The organism is Janthinobacterium sp. 13, from assembly GCF_002749695.1.
Lineage (GTDB): Bacteria > Pseudomonadota > Gammaproteobacteria > Burkholderiales > Burkholderiaceae_D > Janthinobacterium > Janthinobacterium kumbetense.
In genome coordinates this window covers 731,370-757,005 of record NZ_PEEQ01000001.1, presented here as the reverse complement: position 1 = coordinate 757,005, position 25,636 = coordinate 731,370, and the positions used below count along the sequence as shown (strand labels likewise).

Annotated in this window: 28 protein-coding genes; 11 read left to right on the top strand and 17 right to left on the bottom strand. The window is 66.5% G+C overall.

The window, feature by feature from the left end:
* Genes CLU94_RS03170 through CLU94_RS03145 form a run of 6 tightly spaced genes read right to left on the bottom strand, consistent with a single transcriptional unit; the run spans nt 1 to nt 6,064 of the window.
* Entirely contained in the window at nt 1–735 is a 735-nt protein-coding gene (locus CLU94_RS03170; protein WP_099664572.1) for an ABC transporter ATP-binding protein, read from the bottom strand.
* 15 nt (nt 736–750) lie between these two features.
* Entirely contained in the window at nt 751–1,581 is an 831-nt protein-coding gene (locus CLU94_RS03165; protein ID WP_099664571.1) for an ABC transporter permease, read from the bottom strand.
* A gap of 6 nt (nt 1,582–1,587) precedes the next feature.
* Nucleotides 1,588–2,577 carry an aliphatic sulfonate ABC transporter substrate-binding protein gene (locus CLU94_RS03160; protein ID WP_099664570.1) on the bottom strand — a complete coding sequence of 330 codons (990 nt, stop codon included), beginning with the start codon at nt 2,575–2,577 and terminating at the stop codon, nt 1,588–1,590.
* A 28-nt stretch (nt 2,578–2,605) separates the two neighbouring features.
* The gene (locus CLU94_RS03155) at nt 2,606–3,997 is read right to left on the bottom strand and encodes an LLM class flavin-dependent oxidoreductase (RefSeq protein ID WP_099664569.1); all 1,392 of its coding nucleotides are present in this window, start codon (nt 3,995–3,997) and stop codon (nt 2,606–2,608) included.
* Nucleotides 3,998–4,000: 3 nt separating this feature from the next.
* On the bottom strand, nt 4,001–4,828 hold the full coding sequence (locus CLU94_RS03150) for a MetQ/NlpA family ABC transporter substrate-binding protein (protein WP_099664568.1): 828 nt from the start codon (nt 4,826–4,828) through the stop codon (nt 4,001–4,003).
* Nucleotides 4,829–4,849: 21 nt separating this feature from the next.
* Nucleotides 4,850–6,064 carry an acyl-CoA dehydrogenase family protein gene (locus tag CLU94_RS03145; protein ID WP_099664567.1) on the bottom strand — a complete coding sequence of 405 codons (1,215 nt, stop codon included), beginning with the start codon at nt 6,062–6,064 and terminating at the stop codon, nt 4,850–4,852.
* A 253-nt stretch (nt 6,065–6,317) separates the two neighbouring features.
* Between CLU94_RS03145 and ssuE the strand changes: the two genes are divergently transcribed.
* The 5 genes from ssuE to CLU94_RS03120 are packed head-to-tail and all read left to right on the top strand — an operon-like array spanning nt 6,318 to nt 10,805.
* The gene (ssuE, locus tag CLU94_RS03140; protein ID WP_099664566.1) at nt 6,318–6,938 is read left to right on the top strand and encodes an NADPH-dependent FMN reductase; all 621 of its coding nucleotides are present in this window, start codon (nt 6,318–6,320) and stop codon (nt 6,936–6,938) included.
* A 24-nt stretch (nt 6,939–6,962) separates the two neighbouring features.
* A complete protein-coding gene (locus tag CLU94_RS03135; RefSeq protein ID WP_099664565.1) occupies nt 6,963–7,961 on the top strand; it encodes a sulfonate ABC transporter substrate-binding protein in 999 nt (332 codons plus the stop codon).
* A 16-nt stretch (nt 7,962–7,977) separates the two neighbouring features.
* A complete protein-coding gene (gene ssuD, locus CLU94_RS03130) occupies nt 7,978–9,138 on the top strand; it encodes an FMNH2-dependent alkanesulfonate monooxygenase (protein ID WP_099664564.1) in 1,161 nt (386 codons plus the stop codon).
* Between the two features lies 1 nt (nt 9,139).
* Nucleotides 9,140–9,940, top strand: coding sequence for an aliphatic sulfonate ABC transporter permease SsuC (gene ssuC / locus CLU94_RS03125; RefSeq protein WP_099664563.1), 801 nt, complete (start codon nt 9,140–9,142; stop codon nt 9,938–9,940).
* A gap of 25 nt (nt 9,941–9,965) precedes the next feature.
* Nucleotides 9,966–10,805, top strand: coding sequence for an ATP-binding cassette domain-containing protein (locus CLU94_RS03120; protein ID WP_099664562.1), 840 nt, complete (start codon nt 9,966–9,968; stop codon nt 10,803–10,805).
* Here the strand turns inward: CLU94_RS03120 and CLU94_RS03115 are convergent.
* Nucleotides 10,750–11,472: an HAD-IA family hydrolase gene (locus CLU94_RS03115; RefSeq protein ID WP_099664561.1), complete on the bottom strand. Its 723-nt coding sequence runs from the start codon at nt 11,470–11,472 to the stop codon at nt 10,750–10,752. The two genes, CLU94_RS03120 and CLU94_RS03115, sit on opposite strands and share 56 nt — an antisense overlap.
* 55 nt (nt 11,473–11,527) lie before the next feature.
* Nucleotides 11,528–11,983 carry an META domain-containing protein gene (locus CLU94_RS03110; protein WP_099664560.1) on the bottom strand — a complete coding sequence of 152 codons (456 nt, stop codon included), beginning with the start codon at nt 11,981–11,983 and terminating at the stop codon, nt 11,528–11,530.
* 150 nt (nt 11,984–12,133) lie between these two features.
* Between CLU94_RS03110 and CLU94_RS03105 the strand changes: the two genes are divergently transcribed.
* The 5 genes from CLU94_RS03105 to CLU94_RS03085 all read left to right on the top strand — a co-directional run bounded on the left by CLU94_RS03105 (nt 12,134) and on the right by CLU94_RS03085 (nt 17,276).
* Complete coding sequence (locus tag CLU94_RS03105) at nt 12,134–13,084, top strand: hypothetical protein (protein WP_099664559.1); 951 nt, start codon at nt 12,134–12,136, stop codon at nt 13,082–13,084.
* Nucleotides 13,081–14,556 carry a MocR-like pyridoxine biosynthesis transcription factor PdxR gene (pdxR, locus tag CLU94_RS03100; protein ID WP_099664558.1) on the top strand — a complete coding sequence of 492 codons (1,476 nt, stop codon included), beginning with the start codon at nt 13,081–13,083 and terminating at the stop codon, nt 14,554–14,556. Before CLU94_RS03105 ends, pdxR begins: the two co-directional genes overlap by 4 nt.
* 177 nt (nt 14,557–14,733) lie before the next feature.
* Nucleotides 14,734–15,870 (top strand): benzoate/H(+) symporter BenE family transporter, encoded by a 1,137-nt coding sequence (locus CLU94_RS03095; protein ID WP_257219048.1) that lies wholly within the window; start codon nt 14,734–14,736, stop codon nt 15,868–15,870.
* A gap of 99 nt (nt 15,871–15,969) precedes the next feature.
* Nucleotides 15,970–16,701 (top strand): CPBP family intramembrane glutamic endopeptidase, encoded by a 732-nt coding sequence (locus CLU94_RS03090; RefSeq protein ID WP_099664556.1) that lies wholly within the window; start codon nt 15,970–15,972, stop codon nt 16,699–16,701.
* 35 nt (nt 16,702–16,736) lie between these two features.
* Nucleotides 16,737–17,276, top strand: a complete 540-nt coding sequence (locus CLU94_RS03085; protein WP_099664555.1) for a gamma carbonic anhydrase family protein — start codon at nt 16,737–16,739, stop codon at nt 17,274–17,276.
* A gap of 4 nt (nt 17,277–17,280) precedes the next feature.
* Here CLU94_RS03085 and CLU94_RS03080 read toward each other — a convergent pair whose 3' ends face one another.
* The 9 genes from CLU94_RS03080 to CLU94_RS03040 form a co-directional block, all read right to left on the bottom strand.
* Nucleotides 17,281–17,640 carry a hypothetical protein gene (locus CLU94_RS03080; RefSeq protein WP_099664554.1) on the bottom strand — a complete coding sequence of 120 codons (360 nt, stop codon included), beginning with the start codon at nt 17,638–17,640 and terminating at the stop codon, nt 17,281–17,283.
* Nucleotides 17,622–18,017, bottom strand: coding sequence for a helix-turn-helix domain-containing protein (locus CLU94_RS03075; protein ID WP_099664553.1), 396 nt, complete (start codon nt 18,015–18,017; stop codon nt 17,622–17,624). The genes CLU94_RS03080 and CLU94_RS03075 overlap by 19 nt, the downstream gene beginning before the upstream one ends.
* A 75-nt stretch (nt 18,018–18,092) precedes the next feature.
* Complete coding sequence (locus tag CLU94_RS03070; protein WP_099664552.1) at nt 18,093–19,013, bottom strand: acyl-CoA desaturase; 921 nt, start codon at nt 19,011–19,013, stop codon at nt 18,093–18,095.
* Nucleotides 19,013–19,330: a DUF3144 domain-containing protein gene (locus tag CLU94_RS03065; RefSeq protein ID WP_099664551.1), complete on the bottom strand. Its 318-nt coding sequence runs from the start codon at nt 19,328–19,330 to the stop codon at nt 19,013–19,015. The genes CLU94_RS03070 and CLU94_RS03065 overlap by 1 nt, the downstream gene beginning before the upstream one ends.
* 71 nt (nt 19,331–19,401) lie before the next feature.
* A complete protein-coding gene (locus CLU94_RS03060; RefSeq protein WP_180278803.1) occupies nt 19,402–19,872 on the bottom strand; it encodes a gluconokinase in 471 nt (156 codons plus the stop codon).
* Nucleotides 19,873–19,910: 38 nt separating this feature from the next.
* Nucleotides 19,911–20,414 (bottom strand): OmpA family protein, encoded by a 504-nt coding sequence (locus tag CLU94_RS03055; RefSeq protein WP_099664550.1) that lies wholly within the window; start codon nt 20,412–20,414, stop codon nt 19,911–19,913.
* Nucleotides 20,415–20,430: 16 nt separating this feature from the next.
* The gene (locus CLU94_RS03050; protein WP_099668138.1) at nt 20,431–21,690 is read right to left on the bottom strand and encodes a diguanylate cyclase domain-containing protein; all 1,260 of its coding nucleotides are present in this window, start codon (nt 21,688–21,690) and stop codon (nt 20,431–20,433) included.
* Between the two features lie 8 nt (nt 21,691–21,698).
* The gene (locus CLU94_RS03045) at nt 21,699–22,280 is read right to left on the bottom strand and encodes a YfiR family protein (RefSeq protein WP_257218658.1); all 582 of its coding nucleotides are present in this window, start codon (nt 22,278–22,280) and stop codon (nt 21,699–21,701) included.
* Nucleotides 22,281–22,475: 195 nt separating this feature from the next.
* Nucleotides 22,476–24,128 carry a Na+/H+ antiporter gene (locus tag CLU94_RS03040; protein ID WP_077402630.1) on the bottom strand — a complete coding sequence of 551 codons (1,653 nt, stop codon included), beginning with the start codon at nt 24,126–24,128 and terminating at the stop codon, nt 22,476–22,478.
* 194 nt (nt 24,129–24,322) lie between these two features.
* Here CLU94_RS03040 and CLU94_RS03035 point away from each other — a divergent pair, with 194 nt between their 5' ends.
* Nucleotides 24,323–25,621, top strand: a complete 1,299-nt coding sequence (locus CLU94_RS03035) for a cytochrome c (RefSeq protein ID WP_099664548.1) — start codon at nt 24,323–24,325, stop codon at nt 25,619–25,621.
* Nucleotides 25,622–25,636: the final 15 nt, after the last annotated feature.

The window sequence follows — 25,636 nt, the reverse complement described above, 5'->3', positions numbered from 1 at the left end:
TCAGATCGCGTGCGCGGCGTGCAGTTCGCCGAGGATGGCCTCTTTTAATTGCGCCTGTGCCGCTGGCGTGCGCAGGCGGGGCCGGGGCGCGGCCACGTCGTACTGGGCGCGTGGCGGTCCGGCGCGTGTGTCGAGCATGACGATGCGGTCGCTCAGGTACAGCGCTTCATCGATATCGTGCGTCACCAGCAGCACGCTCAGGCCATGGCGCGCGGTGACGGCGGCCAGCAAGTCTTGCAGCTTCATGCGCGTAAAAGCATCGACGGCGGAAAATGGTTCGTCCAGCAGCAGGATGCGGGGCTGGCCAAACAGGCCGCGGGCAATCGCCGCGCGTTGCGCCTGGCCGCCCGACAGCTGCTTGGGCAGGCTGTCCGCATGGCCCTGCAAGCCTACTTCCTCCAGCAATTGCGCGACCCTGGGATCGTCTTCGCCTTTGGGACCGAGGCCGAAGGCGATGTTTTGCGCCACTGTCAGCCAGGGAAACAGGCGCGGTTCCTGGAAGATCAGGCCAATGTCCGCATGCACTCCCGCCAGCAGCTTGCCGTCGAGGCGCACGGTGCCGCGAAAGTCCGTATCGAGACCTGCCACGATGGATAGCAGGCTGCTCTTGCCGCAGCCGCTGGCGCCGATCAGGCTGACGATCTCGCCCTGGCGCAGCTGCAATTGCAGGTTATGCAGCACGCGCCGCGGGCCATAGGCTTTGTCATGGATGGCAATGTCGAGCAGGGCAGTCATGCGTGGGGGCTTTCGTCAGGAAGTGGCATAGCTGTCGCGCCAGGCGAGCAAGCGGGTTTCCAGGCGCTGCATCAGGCTGTCGCTGGCCTTGCCCAGCACGGCCAGCAGCACGATGGCCGCGAGCACGATGTCGGCGCGGCTCGTTTCGCGCCCGTCGCTGAGCAGGTAGCCGAGGCCCTGGCTGGCGGCGATCAGTTCTGCCGCCACCATGAACATCCAGGCCAGGCTCAAACCGTTGCGCAAACCCGTGAAGATGGCCGGCAGCGCGGCCGGCAGCAGCACGCGCCGCGCCAGCGCGGGGCGGCTCAAACGGTATAAGCGGGCCGCGTCGATCAGCTTGCGGTCCACGTCGCGGATGCCCGACGCCACGCCCATGTACACGGGGAAGAAGGCGCCGATGCCGATCAGGACCAGTTTAGGCGCTTCATCGATGCCTAGCCACAGCAGCAGCAAGGGCACCCAGGCCAGCGAGGGAATGGCGCGCAGGGCCTGGAACGTGGGATCGAGCAGCGCCTCCGCAGTGCGGTTCAAGCCCACCGCCGCACCGAGCACGATGGCCAGCAGTGCGCCGCCCGCAAAGCCGATGGCCACGCGCGCGGTGCTGGCCAGCACATGGCCGGCCAGGCCCTGGCGCGCCAGTTCGGCGATGGTGGCGCCGATGTCGCTGGGCGCAGGCAGCAGGTTGGCGGGGATGGCGCCCGTGCGCACGCCCAGTTCCGCCGCCAGCAGCGCCAGTACGGGCAGCAGCAGGCCCAGCGCCGCGCGTGGCAAGGGCGGGCGAAAGAGCTTGTGCCGGACGCCCGTGTCGTGGGCCGGTGCCGGTGCGGCGAGCGTGTCTCTGGCCATGAGCGCCTACGCCTTGCTGATGAAGGGCGCGGCGAAGCGCGTGTCGACCAGGTCCGCGATGGCGCGGTTCACGTCGGCGCCGGGTTTGACCAGCGCTTCCTCGGCGAGGATGGGCGCGGCCACCAGCAGGGCCTTCACATGTTCGCTCGATGGCTGCGGATTGCTGAAGTCACTGCGCAGTTTCACCTGCAGCAGCGCCACCGGCAGGCTGACCTTGGCTTCTTCCGACAGGATTTTCGCTGCCTCTGCCGGATTTGCGCGTATCCAGGCGCGCGCCCGCTCGTAGGCCTGTATCACCTTGCCCACTTCGGCGGGGCGGCTGGCCAGGAAGTCCTCGCGCACGTTCAGGAAGCCGTAGGTGTTGAAGGCCACGTTGCGGTAGATCAGGCGCGACCCCGCTTCCAGTTCGCTGGCGGCCATGTGGGGATCGAGCCCGGCCCAGGCATCGACCTTGCCCTGCTCCAGCGCCGCGCGGCCATCGGCATGCTGCAGGCTGACGTGTTCGATGTCGCCGCGCTTGAGGCCCGCCGTCTTCAATGCGCGCAGCAAGAACAGATACGGGTCGGTGCCCTTGGTGGCGGCCACCTTCTTGCCCTTCAAGTCGGCGAGACTGCGGATGGGGCTATCCTTGCGCACCACCAGCGCCGTCCATTCGGGACGCGAAAAAATATACGGCGCGCGGATAGGGTTGCCATTGGCGCGCGCCAGCAGGGCGGCCAGGCCCGCGCTCGAACCGATGTCGATGCTGTTGGCGTTCAGGTATTCGAGTGCGCGGTTGCTGCCCGCGCTGAGCACCCACTTGATGCTGGTGCCGTCCGGCTTGAACGCGTCTTCCAGCCAGCCGAAGCGGCGCAGCACCAGGCTGGTGGGCGAATAATAGGCGTAGTCGAGGCGCAGCTCCTTCAGGGGCGCTTGCGTGGCTGCGCGGGCGAGGCCGGGCAAGGCGGCGATGGTGGCGCCGCTGGCGGCCAGTTGCAAGATGGTTCTGCGTTTCATGGTGTCCTTGAGTGGGAAATCTGATGCGTCAGGCCGCTGCCAGGGCGGCGTCGGCGGGGGCGATGCTGACCTGGCGGCCCGCGTGATCGGCGGGCAGGCGCGGGCCCTGGCCGAAGACCTTGTGGCGCAAGCTGCCTTCCTCGTAATGGGTGCGGTAGCGGCCGCGCCGCTGCAGTTCCGGCACGATGTATTGCACCACGTCGGCCATGCTGTCGTGGGCCACGGCGAAGGCGAGGTTGAAACCGTCGATGCCCGTTTCATCGAGCCAGCTTTCCAGCTGGTCTGCCACCTGGCGCGCGTCGCCGACCATGACTGGGCCGCGTCCGCCCAGGCCGATGTATTCGGCCGCTTCGCGCACCGTCCAGCGGCGGTCCGGGTCGGCCTGGCTGAACGAGGCCAGCGCCGAGCGGCCGGCCGGTGAATCGATGTACTCGATGGTGGCGTCAAGCGGGTAGCGGCTGAAATCGACGCCCGTCCAGCCGGACAGCAGCACGAGGGCCGCCTCGATATTCACGTGGCGCAGGTAATCGGCATGCTTGGCGCGCGCTTCTTCTTCCGTGGCGCCCGTGATGACCAGCGCTTGCGCGTAGATCAGCAATGCGTCGCCATCGCGCCCGCTTTGCCGCACGGCGGCGCGCAAGTCATCGGCATAACGCTTGACGACTGTCTTGCTGGGGCCACTGACAAAGGTAGCTTCCGCATGGCGCGCCGCGAAGCGCGTGCCGCGCGGCGAGGTGCCCGCCTGGTACAGCAGCGGCGTGCGCTGCGGCGACGGCTCGCACAAATGGATGCCGGGCACCTGGTAGTGGCGCCCGGCATGGTTGATCGGATGCACGCGGGCCGGATCGGCATAGATGCCGCGCGCCTTGTCGTTGACGACGGCGTCGTCGTCCCAGCTTTTTTCCCACAGTTTGTAGACGACGTCCAGGTATTCGTCGGCCAGGTCGTAGCGTTCGTCGTGGCCCAGCTGCTGGCTCAAGCCCAGGTTGCGCGCCGCGCTATCGAGATAGCCGGTGACGATATTCCAGCCGATGCGCCCTTTCGTCAGGTGATCGAGGGTGGAGATGCGGCGCGCGAACGTGTACGGGTGCTCGTAGGTGAGGGCGCAGGTGACGCCGAAACCCAGGTGCGTGGTGGCCTGCGCCATGATGGGCACGAGCGCCAGCGGGTCGTTCAGCGGCACCTGCACACCGTGTTCCAGGGCCGCATCGAGGCTGTCCCGGTACACGTCATACACGCCCAGCACGTCGGCGAGAAAAACCGCGTCGAACAGGCCCGCTTCCAGCAGTTGCGCCAGTTCCGTCCAGTGTTCGGGATCGGTATAGCGGTGGCTGCGGTCGCGCGCATGCGTCCACAGGCCCGGCGACTGGTGGCCGACGGTATTCATCTGGAAGGCGTTGAAGCGTATCGACTTGGCCATGGCTTATTTGGCCGCCGTCTGCAAGGCTTGCTGGTAATCGGGTTTCGAGTAGCCGGCAAAGTGCTTGTTCGTGATGTCGAGGAATTCGCGCGATCGGTAGGCGGCCGCAAGGTCTTTCGCGAACTGCTTGTCCTTGTCCGCCGTGCGGATGGCCACCAGGTTGATGTAGTTGGGCGAGATTTTCTCGGCCACCAGCGCATCCGTCAGCTTCAGCCCGGACGCCAGCGCGTAATTGCCGTTGATGAAGGAGTAATCGGTGTCGCCCAGCGAGCGTGGCAGTTGCGCCGCTTCCAGCGGCAGCAGCTTGATTTTCTTCGTGTTGACGGCGATATCCTTTTCCGACGCGCGCACGGGGTCGAAGCTGGGGCGCAGCTTGATCCACCCCAGCTGGTCGAGCAGCACCAGCGCGCGCGCCTGGTTGGTCGGATCGTTCGGCAAGCCCACCGTCGTGCCTTCCTTCACGTCGTCCAGGGTCTTGTGCTTCTTGCTGTAGATGGCGATCGGCGCCGTGGGGATCGTGATCAGGTCCGTCAGCGCCAGTTTGTGTTCCAGCGCGAATTTCTTCAGGTAGACGATGTGCTGGAAGACGTTGGCGTCCAGCGAACCCTCGGCCAGCGCGAAGTTCGGCTGGATGTAGTCGTTGAATTCCACCAGCTTGACCTTGTAGCCCTGCTTTTCCAGGATAGGCTTGATGCCCAGCTTGATCTGGTCTGCGTACGGCCCAGCGCTGGTGCCGATGGTGATGTCCTTCGGGTCCTTGGCGTGGGCGAAGGTGGCCGTCAAGGCCAGGGTCAGGGCGCTGAGGAGGATGCTGCGGCGGGCGATGGTCATGGTGGCTCCTTGGTGGGTGAATCAGGAATACGCGGTTGGTTCGGGCACCGTGCCGGTCAAGGCAAAGCGTCCCAGGTCGCGCAGCTTGTAGTCGATGGGGTCGTGCAGGGTATGCACGCGCACGTTGCGCCAGTAGCGGTCGAAGCCGTATTGGGCCGAGGTGGAGCGGGCGCCCGTCAGTTCGAACATCTGGCTGCTGATCTCCAGTCCCGCCTGGTGCGCCAGGCACTTGGCTTCGGCCACGGCGACGGCCAGCAAGCCCCGTTCGCGCGCCGTCACCAGCGCGCCCTTGCGGAACACTTTTTCCAGTTCCTGCGCCGCCGCGTCGGCCAGCACCTGCGCGGGGCGCAGCAAGAGCCACAGCTGGCCATAGCGGTGCTGTACCAGGGGGTCGTCCGTTGCCTTGGCCACGCCCGAGGCAAACCAGGCTTTCGCCTGTTCGTCCGTGTAGCGGCGCGCCGCCTCGAATGCGCCTTCGGCGATGCCAAGGTACAGGTTGGCCATGATCAGCTGCGCGATCTGCGAGCGCACGGTGGCTTGCGGCGTGGCGGCCTGCGCGGGCGCCTGCAGCACCAGCTCGCGCGGCAGGGCCACTGCCTGGAAATGCACATTGCCGCTGTCCGTCTGGCGTTGGCCGAAGGCGTCCCAGTCCGCCTGCACGGTCACGCCATCCTGGCGCGTGGGCAGGGCGGCGATTAGCGCCGTCTGCGTGGGCGCGTGCCAGGCCGAGACGGTCAGCCAGTCCGAGCCCACGGAACCGGAAGAAAAGCTCTTGATGCCGTCAAGGGTGAAACCGTCGTCGCTGTCGGTCGCGGTGACCCGTTTGTCGAGGGGATTCAAGGCATTGCCCCAGAACAGGCGCTCGTCGACGGTCAAGGTGAGCAGGCGGCGCTGCTGCTGCGCGCTGCCATACAGCTGCAGGCCGGCCAGCTGCAAATGGTGGAAGCCGAAGACATGCGCCAGCGCGCTGTCGGCCCGCGCCAGGATGCGGATTACCTGGTACACGAGGGGCCAGGACGCGCCCTGGCCGCCGAATTCCACGGGGATCGACAAAGTCAGCAGACCCGACTCGCGCAGCCATTCGCGTTCCTGCGCCGCGTGCCCGCCGGCCTGGTCGCGGGCATTGGCCGTTTCGGCCAGGCGCGCGGCCAGCTTTGTTGCGATGCGGATGGCGTCCTGCAGGGGTTCCGGCACAGGCGGCTGGGGACGGGCGGCATGGAGAAAAACGCTAGACATGGGTGACATTCCAGAAAGACGATGACGCCGATATTGCACCGCCAGGCGTGCGCCGTACACGAAGAAAACCGCGCATGCATATGCGAAAAAAGCCGCGCGGAAGCCGGCGCCTCCGCTTGCGGGGCGTCAGGCCCGGATAGTCGAAAAACGCATATCGAAGCGCGAAAGCATTCGTTTTGCCGGACTGCTGATGGCGATAGGCTGCAAGCATCCGAGCAACTCCAATCCGACAACCTACAGGGACGGGCATCACATGAGCATCTTGTTATTGGGCGGTAGCCCGCAACTCCCCTCGAGTTCCAGCCGCCTGCTGCTGCATATCGGCGAACAGCTGGCGCTGCAGGGCCACAGCTACGCCAAGCTGCATGTGCGCGATTTGCCGGCGCGCGCCTTGCTGCTGGCCGACTACGACGATGCGGCGATTGCCCGCGCCGTGCGCGCCGTGGCCGACGCCGACGCCATCGTGATCGCCACGCCCATCTACAAGGCTTCATATACAGGGTTGCTGAAAGCCTTCCTCGACCTGCTGCCGCAAGATGGCCTGGCCGGCAAGCTGGTGCTGCCGCTGGCCACGGGCGGCGGCCATGCCCACACCCTGGCGCTCGACTACGCGCTGCGCCCCGTGCTGCATGCACTGGGCGCCAAGCAAGTCTTCACCAGCATCTACGCGAATGCGCAGCAACTGGCGTGGCACGAAGAACGGGGCCTGAGCCTGGATGCGCCGATTGCCGAACGCGTGCAGGCGGGCATCGAGGAACTCTCCACCGGCCTGTTCGTGCTGCAGGGGCAGCGCCCGCCCGCGCCCGCCGATATTTCTGTCCCCGTGCGTTCGCTGCAAGACCAGCCTTACGCGCCCCAGTATCAAGCCGCCTGATTATTCACCGACCAAGGAACTGCCATGACACACCGCCACGCACAACGACTCTCGCGCCGTACCACCCTGGGTTTGCTGTTTTCTGCCGTCGCCGGCGTGATGGCGGCCGGCATGCCGGTCGCGGCGCAGGCGCAAGCCAAGGGCGAGGTGCGCATCGGCTACCAGAAATACGGCACATTGACCTTGCTCAAGGGGCGCGGCACCCTGGAAAAACGCCTGGCCGAGCAGGGCGTGGGCGTGAAGTGGACGGAGTTCCCGGCCGGTCCCGTGCTGCTGGAAGGCCTGAACGTGGGTAGCATCGACTTCGGCACGGTGGGCGAGGCGCCGCCGATCTTTGCCCAGGCGGCCGGCGCCAACCTGGTGTACGTCGGTAATGAGCCGGCGTCGCCCGCCAGCGAAGCCATCGTCGTGCCCAAGGGTTCCGGCCTGCGCACGCTGGCCGACTTGAAGGGCAAGAAAGTCGCCCTGAACAAGGGCTCGAACGTGCATTACCTGTTACTCAAAGCGCTGGAAAAGGCCGGCGTTGCCTACGCCGACATCCAGCCCGTGTTCCTGCCGCCGGCCGATGCGCGCGCCGCCTTCGAGCGGGGCAGCGTGGACGCCTGGGCCATCTGGGACCCGTTCCTGGCGGCCGCCGAAAAGCAGCTGGGTGCCCGCGTGCTGGCCGATGGCAAGGGCCTGGTGGCGAACTACCAGTTCTATCTCGCCTCGCGCACGTATGCCGAGAAAAACCCGGAAATCCTGCGCATCGTGCTCGATGAAGTGGCCAAGGTCGATGACTGGGGCCGCAACAATCCGGACGAAGTAGCGACGATTCTCGCCGCGCAGACGGGGCTGGGCAAGGATGTCGTGGCGCTGGCCGCCTCGCGCTATGCGTATGGCGTCAAACCCGTGTCGGTCGACGTCATCGCGTCGCAGCAAAGGGTGGCCGATGCCTTTTCCAGCCTGAAGCTGATCCCGAAACCGATCGTCGTCAAGGACGCGTTGCTGCCGGCGCGCCAGCTGGCCACCAGCAACAAATAATCAAGGAATACACACCATGTCACTGAATGTCTTCTGGTTCATCCCTACCCACGGCGATAGCCGCTACCTGGGCACGTCACAGGGCGCGCGCCCCGTCGATGCCGATTATCTGCGCCAGGTGGCCGTGGCCGCCGACACGCTCGGCTACGACGGCGTGCTGCTGCCCACGGGCCGCTCCTGCGAAGATGCGTGGGTGGTGGCTTCGTCCTTGATCAGCGTGACGCAAAAGCTCAAATTCCTCGTGGCCATCCGTCCCGGCCTGTCCACGCCCGGCCTGGCCGTGCGCATGGCGTCCACCTTCGACCGCCTGTCGAACGGGCGCCTGCTGATCAACGTCGTCACGGGTGGCGACCAGGGCGAGCTGGAAGCGGACGGTCTGTTTGCCGACCACGCCAAGCGCTATGAAATCTCTGACGAATTCATCAAGGTGTGGCGCGCTACCCTGGCGGGCGAGGGCGGCGCGGCCGGCTACGATTTCGAGGGCAAGCATATCCAGGTGAAGGGCGCGAAAACCTTGTATCCGCCCGTGCAGAAACCGTATCCGCCGCTGTACTTCGGCGGCTCGTCGGAGCCCGCGCATGAACTGGCGGCCGAGCAGATGGACGTGTACCTGACGTGGGGCGAGCCGCCCGCCGCGGTTGCCGAGAAAATCGCGGACATCCGCGCGCGCGCCGCGAAAAAAGGCCGCGCGGTGCGCTTCGGCATCCGCCTGCACGTGATCGTGCGCGAAACCAACGAGGCGGCCTGGCGCGCGGCCGATGAACTGATCAGCCACCTGGACGACGACATCATCGCCAAGGCGCAGGCGGCGTTCGGCAAGATGGATTCCGTGGGCCAGCAACGGATGGCGGCCCTGCATGGCGGGCGGCGCGACAAGCTCGAAGTGTCGCCCAACCTATGGGCCGGCGTGGGCCTGGTGCGCGGCGGCGCGGGCACGGCCCTGGTGGGCGATGGCCCGACGGTCGTGGCGCGCATGCAGGAATACGCGGACCTGGGCATCGACACCTTCATTTTCTCCGGCTACCCGCACCTGGAAGAGTCGTACCGCTTCGCCGAACTGGTATTCCCGTTGCTGGGCAAGGGCAAGGCTGTGGGTGAGCAGTCACTGACGGGACCGTTCGGCGAAGTCATGGCCAGCAATATCGTGCCGGCCGCGCCGCAGAAAAAGGCGGCCTGAGATGGGCGCCGGCCCCACTTTCACCACCAAGCGTCTGCCCGGCACGCCATGGCGCAATGCGCTGGCGCCGTGGGCCTTGCCCGTGGCGCTGCTGCTGGCCTGGCAACTGGCGGCGCAGTGGGGCTGGCTGTCGAGCCGCATCCTGCCCGAGCCGTGGGCCGTGGCGAAAGCCTTCTGGCACCTGGCCGTGTCGGGCGAATTGTGGCTGCACCTGAAAACGAGCTTGTGGCGCGCCACGGTCGGTTTCACCGTCGGCGCGGGACTGGGCTTGCTGCTGGGACTCTTGACGGGCAGCTTCCGCCACGCGGAAACCCTGCTCGACACGACCCTGCAAATGGTGCGCAACATCCCGGCCCTGGCCCTGATCCCGCTGGTGATCCTGTGGTTCGGCATCGACGAGACGGCGAAACTGTTCCTGCTGGCCGTCGGCGTCTTCTTTCCCGTCTACCTGAACACCTTCCACGGCATCCGCTCGGCGGACCAGGGGCTGATCGAAATGGCGAAAAGCTATGGCCTTTCCGGCTGGCCCCTGTACCGCGACGTGATCCTGCCGGCGGCCATGCCGTCGATCCTGGTCGGCGTGCGCTTTTCGCTCGGTCTCGTGTGGGTGCTGCTGATCGTCGCCGAAACCATCTCGGCGCAGGCCGGCATCGGCTACATGACCATGAATGCCCGCGAATTCCTGCAAACGGACGTGGTGCTGGTGGGGATTTTGCTGTACGCCTTGCTGGGCAAGCTGGCCGACCTGTTCTCGCGGGGGCTGGAACGCCACTGCCTGCGCTGGAATCCCGCCTACCGATAGTGACGAAATGAGGAAAGAAAATACCATGCTGCTCGCCCCCATCCAGATCGAAACGGATTTCCTGTCGCACTTCGTGCAGTACGACCCGGCTAGCGCACCGCAGGCCAAGGCCGCCCCGCAGGCCCCTCTGGCGCGCCGCGGCGTGCCGCTGGCCTTGACGCAATTGAGCAAGGCCTATGGCGAACGTCCGGTCCTGAAAAACGTCGACCTGCAGCTGGAAGCGGGCGAATTTGTCGCCATCGTGGGACGCAGCGGCTGCGGCAAGAGCACCTTGCTGCGCTCGATCGCGGGCCTGGAAAGCGTCGACGAGGGCAGCATCGCCATCGGCAGCGGCGTGGGTGCGCCCGATATCCGCATCATGTTCCAGGAATCGCGGCTGCTGCCGTGGAAGACGGTGCTCGACAACGTGGCCCTGGGCTTGCCCCGTTCCGTCGGCGCGGCGGCCGCCTCGTTGTGGACGGTGGGCCTGGCCGAGCGGGCGGACGACTGGCCGTCAGCGCTGTCGGGCGGGCAGAAACAGCGCGTGGCGCTGGCGCGCGCGCTCGTGCACGAGCCGCAACTGCTGCTGCTCGACGAACCGCTGGGCGCGCTCGACGCCCTGACGCGCATCGAGATGCAGCAGCTGATCGAGTCCCTGTGGCTGGCGCGCGGTTTCACGGCCGTGCTGGTGACGCATGACGTGGCCGAAGCCGTGGCCCTGGCCGACCGGGTGCTGCTGATCGAGGATGGACAGGTCACCATGGACGTGCCGGTGGACTTGCCGCGCCCGCGCCAGCGCGGCCATGCGGCGTTCGCCGCGCTGGAGCAGGCTATCTTGTCGCGCGTGCTGCAACCGCAGGGTCAGATAACTGCGCCAGCACGATGAAGCCGTCGCTGTCGACCGTCGCGACGATGGCTTCATAATTGTCGATGGTCGGGTGGCGCGTGGCCAGCGGGTGCGCATGCGTGGCGGTGACGACGATGACTTTCGCGCCAGCCGCTTCGCCCGCCTCGATGCCGACGGAGGCATCCTCGAACACCAGGCAATCGGAGGGCGCCACGCCCAGTTTTTCCGCCGCCAGCAAATAGCAATCGGGCCGGGGTTTGCCCGCCTTGACGTCTTCCGCCGTCACTATGACGGCCGGTATCGGCATGCCGGCCGCCTTCAGGCGGGCCGTGGCCAGCGCGCGCGGCGCCGACGTGACGATGGCCCATTGCGCGGGCGGCAGCGACTGCAAGAAGCGCAGCGCGCCCGCGATTTCAATAATTCCTTCCACATCGATGATTTCGGCATCCGTGATGCCCTGCGATTCGCGCTGCGCGTCGACGCCGGGCAAGCGCAGTTTGGCGATGGTGTCGACCGAGCGCGCGCCGTGGATGGTGGGCAGGAAGGCTGCCACGTCGAGGCCCTGGCGCTGCGCCCAGGTGCCCCAGATGCGTTCTGCGGCGGCGATGGAATTGATGACGGTGCCGTCCATGTCAAAAAGAAAAGCCCGGTAGCGGCCGGCGGCCGATGGTGTCGGGGATGAAGACGGCGAGGGCAGTGCGGACATGGCTTCCTTCCGGATGATGGGCTGGAAGCCATTGTAACGGCAGTCGATTTTTATTTCACAGGTAGACCGATTCAAACCTGGCCACGGGTGCGCCATCCTTGAGCAGGATCAGGTACTCGCCTTCGAAACGGTAGCCCGTCACGCTGTTCAAGTTGGCCAGCACGGCGCTTTCCAGCTGCATCAGGGGCGGTGGGCAGGCCATGCGCGTGCCGGCCAGCTGCGTGAAGCGCAGGGCCGTGCCGGCCAGCGTGTAGCCGCCCATGACCTGGTTGCAGCCCGTGAAACCATGGACCTTGCCATCGTCGGTGAGGGTGATGCGCACTTCGCGTTCCTGCTGCGGCGCCATCGTCACCGGGGCGCCATCGAGTTCCGTCAGCTTCCAGTAGGTATTCGTCAGGCTGTAGCTGGGCGTCAGGCCGGTGTCCGGCTTGGCGCTGTCGGGCGTGGCGGCGCAGCCGCCGGTCATGGCGATGGCTGCGGCGAGGGACAGGTATGTGAGGCGATGCAGCATGGGGCGCTCCAGTATCAAGGTGTATAGCCGCAAGATTAGCAGTTTTCCCGTATCTGCTGGCGTACCGCAGCGGCGAATGTTTCCATTTTGCCAGTACTGGCATTACACTCATGCTTTCTGCTGTTTCAACCTTGATCGGGAGCCGGGCCGATGCTGCAAGCGCAAGCGCTGGATAATCGACTGGTCGCCACCAGTGCCGACGACGTGCTGGTCGACCGCATCGTGCCCGGCGCGCCGCTGGTGATCGCCTTTGGCTTCGTTTCGTGGACAACGCGTCCCGCCTTCGATTTTTACGGGCGCCTGCGCAAGCTGGAACAGGCCAGCGGCCAGCACCTGAACAAGATCCTCGTGCGCGATTCGGGCAACGCCTGGTACCACCGCCGCATCGCGGGCCTGGGCAATCACGTGGATGAAACGGCGCAAGCGCTGCGCGAGCTGGTGCGCCGCATCGCGCCGAGCCAAGTCACCACCCTTGGCCAGTCCATGGGCGCGTACGCGGCCGTCATGTATGGCTTGCTGCTCGAGGCGCAGCAGATCGTCGCCTTCGGACCCTTGTCTTTTCTGGACGTGCAGCAGGCGCGCCTGTACCACGAGCTGCGCTGGCTGCCCGTGATGGAGTCGCTGGCGCAAGACCCGCCGCCGTCTGGCTACTACGACCTGGCCGCCCTGTGCCGCGCCAGGGCGACGGACGATACGCAGCTGCACCTGGTGTTCGGCACGCGGCCTGACGTGGCCCGGCCCGACGTCGCCAATGCGGGCGCCAGTGCCAGCGAATCGGTGAACCTTGACGCCATGCACGCGCAGCGCCTGGCCGCATTCGGCCGTTGCACCCTGCACCCGTATCCCCAGTCGGGCCATGCGGTGGTGCAGCACCTGATCGACACGAAGCGCATCAACGGTTTGCTGGCCAGCTGCATACTCGGTCTCACGCTGGAAGAAGAACCCATGCCGGAGATCGGCGCTGCCTGGCATGACTGGGTGGCGGAAAACCTGCGTTTGGGCTGCGCCGGCGAGCAGCTGGTGGCGGTGCTGCAGCAGCATGGCTTTTCGCTGGCCAGCAGCATGGCCGCCGTGGATGCGGCCCGCGTCAAGGCCATATGACGCCGCAGTTCGAACTCGACACCCTGAAAATCCGCATCGCCGCGCCTGAACTGGCGGCGCTCGACTTGCGCGTGCGGGTGCAGCGCGCGCTGCGCCAGTTGATACTCGACGGCGTACTGGCGCCCGGCCTGCGCCTGCCGGCCACGCGCGCGCTGGCGCAGTCGCTGGGCGTGTCGCGCGAGACGGTGGAAATGGCGTATGCGCAGCTGCGCCTCGATGGCTATGTGCGGCGGCAGGCGGGATCGGGCAGTTTTGTCTCGCCGACGATAGGCGCGAGCTTGCTGGGCAAGCCTGCGACTGCGTTGCCGCCCTTGTCCGCGCAGCCGGTGGCCCTCAGCGCGCGCGGCGCGCAGATTTTCGCCAGCGGCGGCGTGGCCGACCAGCAGAGCGTGAAGGCATTCGCCACGGGCTTGCCGGAAACGCGGGCCTTTCCGCTCGACGTGTGGGAGCGCTTGCGGCGCCAGGCCGCCTGCGAACACCAGGCCGGCGTGCTGCTGCACGGCGACCCGCAAGGCGCGGAACCGCTGCGCCAGGCCATCGCCGACTATGTGAACCTGGAGCGGGGTGCGCGGGCCACGGCGGACCAGGTGCTGGTGCTGAGCAGCACGCGCCAGGCCCTGTACCTGTGCGCGCAAGTGCTGGCCGACGCGCACGGCCCCATCCTGATGGAAGACCCCGGCTATTTCGGCGCGCGCAAGGCGTTCGAGATGGCGCAATTGCAGGTCGTTCCAGTACCCGTCGATGCGCATGGCTTGTCCATCGAGCACCTGCGCGCAGACCGCAGCGGGGCCAACACGGTGTACGTCACGCCCTCGCATCAGTACCCGACGGGCGCCACCCTGGCGCTCGAGCGCCGCCTGGCCCTGACTGCCTGGGCCGCCGAGCGCCAGGGCTGGATCGTCGAGGACGATTACGACAGCCAGTTTCACTACGCGGGCTTGCCGACGGCTTGCGTGCAGGGGCTCGACACGCAGCAGCGCACGATCTACCTTGGCACCTTTGCCAAGTCGCTGTATCCGGGGCTGCGCCTCGGCTACATGGTGCTGCCGCCCGCGCTGGTCAAGCCGATGACGTATGCGCGCAGCATCCTCGACGGGCATACGCCGCAGCTGGACCAGCTGACGCTGGCCCGTTTCATCGCCGATGGCCATTTCGCGGCCCATGTGCGCGCCATGCGCAAGGTCTACGCCGTGCGCCGCGATGCGATGGCGCAGGCCGTGCAGCGGCACTTGCCGCACGTGGTCGCGGCGCAGCTGCCGCCGGGCGGCTTGCAGATGCCGTGTCTGCTGCACGGGGGCAGGGACGAGCTGGAAACGATACGCCTGGCGGCACAGGCGGGCATCGTGCTGCCGGGCCTGAGCCGGCTGTACGCGAGGCCGCCGGAGCGGGGCGGCTGGCTGCTGGGCTTTGCGGCGCTCACGCCGTACGAGATCGACAGCGGCATCGTCCGCCTGGCCCGCGCGCTGGGGTGAGCGCTCAAGTGGTCTGTTGTGAATGCGTAAAGTGGCCTGCCTGAGCAGTCCATGTGGCCGTTAAGATGCCCCTTTTGAACATCAGGCAAGGGCACACGCATGCACACAAGCTCCACATCATCGGCCGCAACCGGCAACAGGCGCCAGGCGCGCTGGCGCGACCTGGCGTCCCCCGCCATGGCCGCCTTCATCTCTGTCCTCGTCAACTATGGCGGCACCTTCGTGCTGGTGTTCCAGGCAGCCCAGCTGGCCCAGCTGAGCGCCGCGCAGACGGCATCCTGGGTCTGGTCGCTGAGCATCGGCGTGGGCGTGACGGGCATCTGGCTCAGCTACCGTTACCGCGCACCCATCATCACGGCCTGGTCCACGCCCGGCGTGGCCTTTTTGGCCACCGTCATGCCGCATACGCCGTATGCCGAGGTGATCGGCGCCTACATCGTGTCCGCCATCGCCTTCATCTTGCTGGGCATGTCGGGCGCCTTCGAGCGCCTGGTGCGGCTGATACCGGGCGGCATCGCCGCCGGCTTGCTGGCCGGAATCCTGCTGCAATTCGGCGTGAACGCCTTCGGCGGCGCCAGCGCCGATCCGCTGCTGGTGGTGGTATTGCTGCTGTCGTACGCCGTGCTGCGCCGTTTCACGGCGCGCTTTGCCGTGGTGGGCATCATGCTGATCGGCCTGGCCCTGCTGCTGGCGCAGGGGCGCATCGATACGCAAGGCATCGCACTGGCCCTGGCCGCGCCCGTGTTCGAGATGCCGCGCTTTTCCGTGGCGTCGCTGCTGGGCGTGGCGCTGCCCCTGTTCCTGATCACCCTGACTGGGCAATACATGCCCGGCATGCTGGTGTTGCGCAATGACGGTTACCAGGTCAGCGCCAATCCCATTTTGACGGTGACGGGACTCGGTTCGCTGCTCATGGCGCCATTCGGCGCGCACGCCTTCAACGTGGCCGCCATCACGGCCGCCATCTGCACGGGCAAGGATGCGCATGCGGATCCGTCGAAGCGCTATGTCGCGGGGCTCGCGTGCGGCGTGCTGTACATCCTGGTGGGCATCTTCGGCGTCACCCTGGCCAGCCTGTTCACGGTCTTGCCGCGCCCCTTCATCACGGCGCTGGCGGGCCTGGCCTTGCTGGGCGCCATCGGCAACAGCCTGGCGCAGGCGATGGCGGACGTGCGCATGCGCGAAACGGCGCTGGTCACCTTCCTGGCCACGGCCGCGAACGTGACCCTGCTGGGCGTGGGCGGCGCCCTGTGGGGACTGGCGGCCGGGCTGGCGGCGCATGCGCTGATGCATGGCTGGCGCAAGGCGGCTTGACGGCGGCATCGCCGGACAGCTTGCCCATGTTGCCGGCCGCCGCATACAATTGCTGCGCCCGTGCCCGTTGGCACTATCGAACGATTGAACGATTGAACGATGCCCGAGATCACTTCCCTGGCGCAGTATCTGCTGGCGATCACGCCCGCCTTCCTCGTCTGCGCCGCCTTGCTGCTGGCCGTTCCCCGGACGGTGCCGCTGCTGCGCGTGCTCGTGCACATGCTGTTTTTCGTGCTGGCGCGCGACGCGATGACGGCGCATGGCTATTGGCAAGTGGCGGCGGGCGGCTTGCGTTTCACGGCGCCGCCGCCGGTCTTGCTGGCGCTGGGGGCCATGTCGCTGGCCCTGGTGGCGAGTACTTGCTGGCTGGAAAGCGAGGCGCGCCGCCAGATCCGCTGGCTGGGCACGCGGCCGGTCCTGTCCGTGCTGCTGGGCGTGGCGGGCGCGTGCGTGATCATTGCGCTGGCGACGGGCTTGAAAGCCCTGTCCGGCTTGCCGTCCCTGGCGCCCGTTGTGCCATCCGCGCTGCCCTTGCTGCTGGGCTTTGCGCTGGCGGCCAACTGTTATGAGGAATTGCTGTTTCGCGGCTTGCTGCAGCAGCAATTGCGCGCCTGGCTGCCGGCCTGGCGCGCGGCGCTGGTGTCGGGCCTGCTGTTTGGCCTGTGCCATGCTTTTCTCGCCACCACCGTCACGCAGGTGGGCGCGCCCATCCTCGTGTTCACCGTGATCGAAGGCGTGGTGGCGGGGCTGGTATATTGCCGTGCCGGCTTGCTGGGCGCATCCCTCGCGCATGGGCTGGCGATTTTTGCGCTGGCCGCCGGCTGGGTGTGAAACCTGTTGTTTAATGTTAAAGAAACGAGAAGACAATGCCTGTAAGCTCTTACCTGAATACCCGTCCCGTGCTGGGCGAGCGCGTCTACCTGCATGACACGGCGCAAGTGATTGGCGACGTGCAGATCGGCGACGACTGTTCCATCTGGTGCAACAGCGTGCTGCGCGGCGACGTCAACCGCATCGTCATCGGCGAAGGCAGCAATATCCAGGACTTTTCCATGGGCCACGTGTCGCACAGGAATGCGGCCAAGCCCGACGGTTCACCGTTGACCATCGGCAAGTACGTCACCATCGGCCATTCCGTGATCTTGCACGGCTGCACCATCGGCGACGAATGCCTGATCGGCATGGGCAGCATCGTCATGGATGACGTGGTGGTGGAAAAACACGTGATGCTGGGTGCGGGCAGCCTGGTGTCGCCGGGCAAGGTGCTGGAAAGCGGCCATTTGTACGTGGGCCGTCCCGCCGCCAAGGTGCGCGCACTGACCGAGGCCGAGATCGCCTACCTGCGCTATTCGGCCGAGCACTACGTGCGCGTGAAGAACAATTACCTGACGGGCGAGCCGGGCTGATGCGTCAAGCTGGCGCCGTGGCCAGCGCATTGATGCGCGCCGCCATGGCGCGCGCGTCAGGCACGCCGAGTACCAGGCGCGCCCACTTTTCGCCCTGCAATTCGATGACCAGCGGCTGCGTGCCGCGCGTCATGAAGACAAACTGGCGGTCGCCCCCCTTGTGGTAGGTGCCCGCCGAAATGACGCCAGGCAGGTTGGTGCCCGGGGCGCGCAAGCCCAGGGCCGTGCCGCGGAAACCGTCATCGTCGGTGGCGCCACGCACATGCTGCAGGGGAATACGCAGGTTGCCGTGAAAGGATGCCAGCTTTTCCCACAGGGCCAGGCGGATGGTCAGTGCATCGTCGTTCAATTCGAGGACAGGCATGGTGTCTCCTTTGGTGGTTGATCCAGATGGCTTAACAGGCGTTCGCCCAGCAGGCGGGCCGTCCCGGCGCCCGTGTCCTGCACGGCGGTGCGGCACAGCGCCGTGATGGCGGCGTCGGAGGGCGCCAGTTCCTTCAAGGCGATGATCAGCAAGTCGACCGCTTCTTCCCGCGCCGGCCAGCCCGGCTGCAGCGCCTGCGTCAGCACGCGCTCGAACAGATGGCGCTTGGAGCCGAATGCCTTGTACAGGCTGCCGCGCAGCAAACCGGTCGCCTTGACCAGGTCATCGATCGATGCGGCGTTGTAGCCCAGGCTGCCAAAGACGGCGGCAGCCTGGCTGATGACGGTCGTTTCGTCGAAGTTGCGCGGTCTGGCCATGGTACGTATGCAATGCGTGCGGCGGGGCGGGATGTCCCGTATCTGCTTCCACTATATGCATTGGTGAACGATTGGTCAATAACTATCGGCGGACAGCCGTTGGCGCAGTTCCGGCCGCGGCGCCAGGTCGTGCGGCAGGCGCAGGCCGGAGACGAGGCCCAGGCGCCGCAACAGCAGCAGCATCCACCAGCCCGGGTCCCATTCGCCCGGCAGCAGGCCGAGCCTGGCTGAACCCGGATACGCGTGATGGTTGTTGTGCCAGCACTCGCCCATGGTCAGCAGCGAGGTCAGGCGGATATTCCGGCCTTGCACGGCGGCGCCGTCGACATGAAAGTGCATTTGCCCATGGTTGTGGGCGAAGTAGCCGATCAGCCAGTGGCCCAGCACGCCGGCGCTGACCCGCGCGCAGACGCCCCAGCAGACGTAGCCCCAGCCGCCCCAGGCGTAGAACAGCATGGCCCACGGCAATTGCTGCAGCATCCAGGTTTTTTCCAGGAAACGATAAAAACGGTCGTGCGCGATGCGCGGCTCGATGGCGATGTGGGGCGGGCGGTCGAGGTCCAGGCGGCAGTGGAGTTGCCACCAGGCATCGCGCCAGAAGCCGGCGCCGTGGCGCAGATAGGGGTGGCAATCGGGCAGGCGCTGGGCATAGTCGCGCAGCTCGTGCTGGCGCAGCAGGCCCAGCGGGCCGCTGAGGCCCACCAGCACGCCCAGGTACACGAGTACATATTCCAGCCATTGCGGGCATGCGAAGCTGTCGTGGATCAGTTTGCGGTGGCTGCCCAGCGAGTGGCCGAACAGCAGGACGATGGCCGTGCTGACGATAAACAGCGCCACGCCCGTCCAGCTGAAGAAGAGCAGGGCGCCAGTCACGGCGCCGGCCAGCATGGCCGTCAGCCACAGCGATGGCAACGGCGCGCAGCGCACCACGCCGTCCAGCACTTCGCCAGCGTGGCTGGCGCGGACGCGGTGACTGTCCAGGCTGGCCGTTGGCATCAGCCCTTGGGGGCCGACGACGGTTGCGTGTACTTGTCGAAGTTGGTGATGTAATCGTTGAAGTTGTCGGTCAGCATGCGCTTGTACTGTTCCGTGAAGAAGGCCACGGCGCCTTCCTTCTCTGCCTGCATCTTGGCCACGTCGTTGCTCTTGCTGGCGACGAGGAAGGCGTTGAAGCGGGCGGCCGCGTACAGCAGCGAGGTGGCCACTTCATTGCCGCCGTTGTGCATGCATTGCTCATTGGCCAGGGCGATGACCTGGTCGGCGCGTTCCCAGAATTCCGGGCCCGGTGCTGGTTTTGTCGTTGGTGTGCTCATAGAAATCCTTCATGAAAGTGCGCGCCAGTCTACACAGGGGGCCGCGGGCTGTCCAGCCGCACGGCTGCCAGTCAGGGCGTTTGCAGGATCTGTTCGAGCAGCACGGCCAGCGGCTGGCGGATATCGAGCACGATGCCGGCCTCGTCCGCCTGCAGCGGTTGCAGGGTGGCCAGCTGGCTGTCGAGCAGGCTGGCGGGCATGAAGTGACCCGGGCGCTGCAAGCGGCTTTCCAGCACGGCGCGCGGGCCGTCCAGGTGGACAAAGCGCAGGGCCGGGTCGCCTGCGCGCAGCACGTCGCGGTAGGCCCGCTTCAGGGCCGAGCAAGAAACGACGAGGCCGCTGCCTTGTGCGCGCGCCGCAGCGATGCGTTCGCGCAGGGCGGCCAGCCAGCCGGCCCGGTCGGCATCGTCGAGCGGGATGCCGGCCGCCATCTTCGCCACGTTTTGCGGGGAATGCACGTCGTCGCCTTCCACGTAGGGCACGTGCAGGGCGTCGGCCAGCAGGCTGCCGACGGCGCTCTTGCCGCAGCCGGACACGCCCATCACGACCCAGCGCACGGCGGGCACGTCCAGGTGCAAGGTCAAGGCGCCGAAACGATGACGGTGACGCGGCGGTTTTCCGCCTTGCCCGTCTTGCTGGCGTTCGAGGCGACCGGTTTGCTCATGCCCAGGCCCTTGACGGTGATGTTGTCGCGCGGAATGCCCGATGCGCTCATGGCGTCGGCCACCACGTTGGCGCGCGCCAGCGACAGCTTGTTGTTGTACGCTTCCGTGCCTTCGTTATCCGTATGGCCTTCCACGCGCATGTGGGTAATGCCCACTTTCAGCAGGGCGGCGCTGATTTTCTGGATGGCGTTGCGGCTCGGTGCCGTCAGCTTGGCGGCGTCGAATTCGAACAGCAGCTTGTCCGTAAAGCTCAGTTCCCAGCCTTCGTCGGTCTGGTTGAAGCCTTGCTCCTTCAAGGTGGCGACTTGCTCGGCGTTGAACAGCGGTTTGATTTCTGGCGTGCTCTGGCAGGCGGCCAGCAGGCCCAGCATGAACAGACCGAGGACGCCGCGGCGTAATTGTTTGTAGAGAAATTGCATGGTGTTGCTCCTTGGTTCAGGGGTGAATATGGGGTTGCGGCAGGCGCGCCACCTGGCGCGTGCCGCGCTGCGCCTGCTTGGCGCGGTACATGGCTTCATCCGCCGCGCCCACCAGCGAGACGGCGTCGATGGCGTGGTCGGGGAAGACGGCCACGCCGATGGTCAGCGAGCTGACGATACTGTTGCCAGTGGGCAGTTCAATGGCTTGCGCCATGGCGGCGATGATGTTGTCGGCGATGTGCATGGCGTCGCTGCTGTTGCGCAGCGGCTTGAGCAGGATGGCGAATTCGTCGCCGCCCAGGCGCGCCACCAGGTCGCCCTCGCGCAATTGCTGCTTGATGCGGGCGGCGATCGTCACCAGCACCCGGTCGCCCGAGGCATGGCCGAAGGTGTCGTTGATGTACTTGAAGCGGTCGCTGTCGAGGAACAGCACGGCCACCTTGCCATTGCCGACCCGCGCTTCGAGGATGGCGCGTTCCAGCTCCGCTTCCATGAAGGCGCGGTTCGACAGGCCCGTCAGGCTGTCGTGGTTGGCGCGGTGCGACAGCGAGGCGTTTTCCTTTTGCAGATGGCTTTGCCATGCTTCCAGTTCGTCGAGCAGGGCGTTGAAGTCGTCATTGATCTGGTTCAACTCGGCAATATTGGCTGGCGGCACGCGCAGTTCGAACGAGCGGTCGCGCCGCACGCGGTGGGCCGTTTCCGCCAGGTGGCGCAGGGGCGACGTGATTTCCGTTTCCATGCGGCGCGACAGGCGCACGGCGACGGCCAGGCTGAGCACCAGGCAGGCGAGCAGGCAGGCCAGGCCGCTGAGCAGGAAGGGCAGCAGGCTGCGGCTGTGCGGCACCAGGGTGATGTTGCCGATGGCCTGGTCATTGCGCGTGATGGGGAAGGTCAGCGAATCGGGCAGCATCCAGCCCGTCAGCGCGCGTTCGATGTAGTAGCGCGTGCCATGTTGCCCCCGTTCCCAGCGGGCCAGCACCTTGCCGGCCGTGTCGCTCACCTGCGCCTGGTCAATATCTTCATTGACGCCGATCAAGGCCAGCGCTTCCCTGGCGGCCTGGGAATCGCCAAAGACGACGGCCCCTTCCACCGTGTAGCTCATCGAGCGGGCCACCAGGCGCAGGTTCTGGTCCGAATACACGCGCAGGGCCAGCAGCGCCACGGCCGTCAGGGTCAGGCCAGCCGCCAGCACGGCGATCAGCGACACGCTCAGGTGGGCGCGCCGCAGCACGCTGTCGAGCGTGGGGCGGGGCGCGCGGGGGGGCTTGGTGCTCATGCGGGCGCTCATGGCGGCGGTCCCTTGCGACGTGCAATTTGCAAGGCGTTCGGGTGCACGCGCAGGCCGCTGCGGGCGATGGCGTCGAGGTTGACGTCAAAGCCGATCTGCGCCTCGTTCAGGCGCAGGCAGAACATGGTGCCCACGGTGCACGACGTGCCGGGTTCGGCGACCGATAAAATCGGCTTGCCGATGAGCTGCGCCAGCAAGTGCTCGCGTTCGCCCTCGGGCAAGCTGCCCAGGTAGACGACGTCGCATTCGCTGGCCGCGCTTGCCGCCGCCGGGATTTTCACGCGGATGCGCTGGCCCAGGCTGGAGGCGGGCGTGTCGACGATGGCCGCGCCGTAACGGGGCGCACCGACCATGCAGACGCGCACTTCCTGGCGCGCCACGGGCCAGCGCACATAGCTGACGATGCCAAACAGGACTTGGGCCACCTCGGCGGGACGCCTGGCGTCGGCCGCCGCGCCCGCTTGCGCCCATGCCGCGCACGGCGCCAGCGCGGTGCCGGCGAGCAGCGAAGCCAGCAGCACGACAGCAAACAGGGCTGGCGGCGCGGAGCGCTGCCGGTGGCGGGGGGAAGAGGGCACGGCGTCGGTGTCTTTATTCGGGTCGGGTGGCTACTTCTATTGTTACTCAGCAACACAGACTCTACGGAAGTCCCGGTTGAAAGTAAATCACGGCGCTACGCCATACAACCTTGCATTATAAACACGAATGTGAAAACTTGCATTCTTTACCATGAGAATTACTTGTCAACACTGCCGTGGCACGCCAGAGTGTTGCTATTCTTCCAGTGTCGCTTCCAGCAAGTCGATTTCGCGCAGCAGGCGCAAATGGATGGTGTCGTCCAGTTCGCCCGAAATGCGGCGGCGGAACAGTTCATCGCGCTCCGCATTCAGCGCTTCCAGGCGCAGCGCGCGCTCGGCCTTGGCCAGTTCCTGCAAGCGCATCGCCTCGTCGTTGCTGCTTTCGCCATATGCGAGGCGGCGCCGGTAGGCTTCGATCAGGCGGTTGGCCGCTTCCGTGACGACTTGCTGCTTGTCATTCTTGTCGATGCCTTCGCACACTTTTTCCAGCCGCGCGATGGCCGCTTCGGCGGCTGCGGCGCGGGCATTGCGCTCTTCCGTCGAACGGCGCGCGGGCGGCGCGAACACCAGGCCCTTGGTCAGCAGGGGCAGGGTGACGCTGGCCAGCAGCAGCGACAGCAGGATCACGCCCATGGCCAGGAAGATGACGAGGTCACGCGCCGGGAAACGATTGCCATCGGGCAAGAACAGGGGCAGGGTCAGGATGCCGGCCAGGGTCAGCGCGCCGCGCACGCCCGCGAACGACGCCACCAGCAGCAGGCGCAGGCTGGGGCGCGCCAGCAGCGCCGCGTCCTTCGGTTCGCCCGCGATTTTCTTGTGGTGCTTGAACAGGGTCAGTTTCATGGAAATGAAGACCCAGAGGAAACGCATGAAGGTCAGCCCCACCGTGATGGCGATGACGAACAGGGGCAGCTTCCAGGCGCTGCCGGCGCCGATTTCGGCGGAGGCGGCCGGCAAGCCGGCCACGGTGGCGGGCAGTTGCGCGCCCAGCATGACGAAGATCACGCCGTTCAAGACCAGTTGCACGGTATCCCACACGGCCTTGCGCTGGGTGCGCGTGGCGGCCAGCGGGCGGCCGATCAGGTCGGCGTAATGCATGGACACGCCCGCCGTGGCGGCGGCCAGGATGCCGGAACCGTGGATTTGCTCGGCGCCCAGGTAGGCGGCGAACGGGATCAGTATGCTGATGAGGATTTGCAGGCCCGGTTCCTCGCCCACCTTGCTCACCAGCCATTTATTCGCCAGGCCCACGCCCCACGAGATGGCCAGGCCGATGACGATGCCGCCGCCCGCTTCCTGCAGGAAACTCAGCGAGGCGGCGCCGATGGAAAAGCCGCCCGTCATCATGGCGCCCACGGCAAACGTGAAGCAGACCAGGCCCGAAGCGTCGTTCAGCAGCGATTCGCCTTCGAGGATGTGCATCAGGCGCGGCGGGATGGGGTTGCCGGCGGCAATTGCCGAGACGGCCACGGGGTCCGTCGGCGACAGGATGGCGCCCAGCGCGAAGGCGACGGCCAGCGGCACGCTGGGGATCAGCCAGTCGATGAAAAAGCCCATGCCCAGCACGGTAAACAGCACCAGGCCGATGGCCAGCATCAGGATCGAGCGCGCGTCGGAAAAGAAGGCGCCCTTGGGGATGCGCCAGCCGTCGAGAAACAGCAGCGGCGGGATGAAGAGCAGGAAGAAAATGTCGGGGTCGAGCGGTACTTGCACGCCAAACAAGGCCAATCCCGTGCCGCCGGCGATCTGGATCAGGGGCAGGGGCAGCCTGACCCAGCGCGAGCGGGCGAGAAAGCCGCACAGGACGACGGTCAGGACGAGGATGAGGATGATGGTAACGGTATGCATGAAGGAGCGGCGGCGTGCTGAAACGCTGATTATAAGGCGCAGCCCGCCTGCGGCGTTGCCTGCGTGTCATTGCGTACATACAACAAGTCACAATCGCGGTAAGATTGTCACCGTGGCCCTGTTGCCGCCGCCGTTGGCCGGCGGCCCGTGCGCCTTGCTTACACCCTGGCCTTTACTTTTCACTGGTTCCTGTTTTGCTCAAGAAAATCTTCACCGGCCTGCTGTTGTCGCTGGCATTGCTCATCGTGGCGGCCCTGGCCGCGTATCTGTATTACTGGCGCCCCGCGCTGGCGCCCATCGATCCGCCTGCCGCCACGGCATTTTCCCCGCAAGTGGTGGAGCGGGGCCGCATCCTGGCGGGCATGGGCAATTGCGCCGCCTGCCATACGGCCAGGGACGGCACCGATTACGCGGGCGGCCACGGCCTGGCCACGCCGTTCGGCACGATCTATGCGACGAATATCACGCCCGACCGGCAAACGGGCATCGGCCGCTGGTCGCTGGCCGCCTTCCAGCGGGCCATGCGCGAAGGCGTGGGCCGCGATGGCGCCCATTTGTACCCCGTCTTTCCGTACACCCATTTCAACCTCGTCTCGGAGGCTGACCTGACGGCCTTGTACGCGTATTTCATGACGCGCCCGCCCGTGTATGCGGTGGCGCCCGCCAACAGCGTGCCGTTTCCCCTGAACTTGCGGCCGCTACAGGCGGGCTGGAAGTTGCTGTTTTTCAAGCCAGCGCCTTTCCAGCTTGATCCTGCGCAAGGACTGGACTGGAACCGGGGCCGTTACCTGGCCGAAGGCCTGGCCCATTGCGCCGCCTGCCACACGCCGCGCAATGCGCTGGGCGCCGAGCTGGCCGGTTCGCCCTATCTGGGCGCGGCCATCGACCACTGGTATGCGCCGGCCTTGACCAGCGCCAACACGGCCCCCTTGCCATGGACGCAGGACGAGCTGTACGCCTTCCTGCGCACGGGCGCGACGGCCCTGCACGGCGTGGCGGCAGGACCCATGTCGGCCGTCGTGCACGAAGGCATGGGCGCCTCGCCCGATAGCGATATCCGCGCGCTGTCCGTATATTTTGCCGGCGTGGCCGGCGCTGAACAACACCAGGTCGATACGGATGCCGTGGTCAAGGCCGGCATCGCCCGCTCGCAGAGGGTCAGCCTGGTCGACAACGACCGTGGCGCCAGCCTGTACGTGGCTGCCTGCGCGTCGTGCCACTCGAACAGCGACGGCCGGCCCGTGGCCCTGCGCCCGGAACTGAGCCTGAACAGCGCCGTCAGCGCGCCCGATCCCGCCAACCTGATCCAGGTGATATTGCACGGTATCAGCAAGGATGCGGCCATGCCCGGCGTGCTGATGCCCGGCTTTGCCGCCTCGCTGACGGACAATGACGTGGCCCAGCTGGCCGCCTATCTGCGCCGCAGCCGCAGCCACCAGCCGGCCTGGACGAACCTGGAAGCGGCCGTGGCGCGCACGCGCGCCGGCAAGTAACTCTTGAAAGTTTCT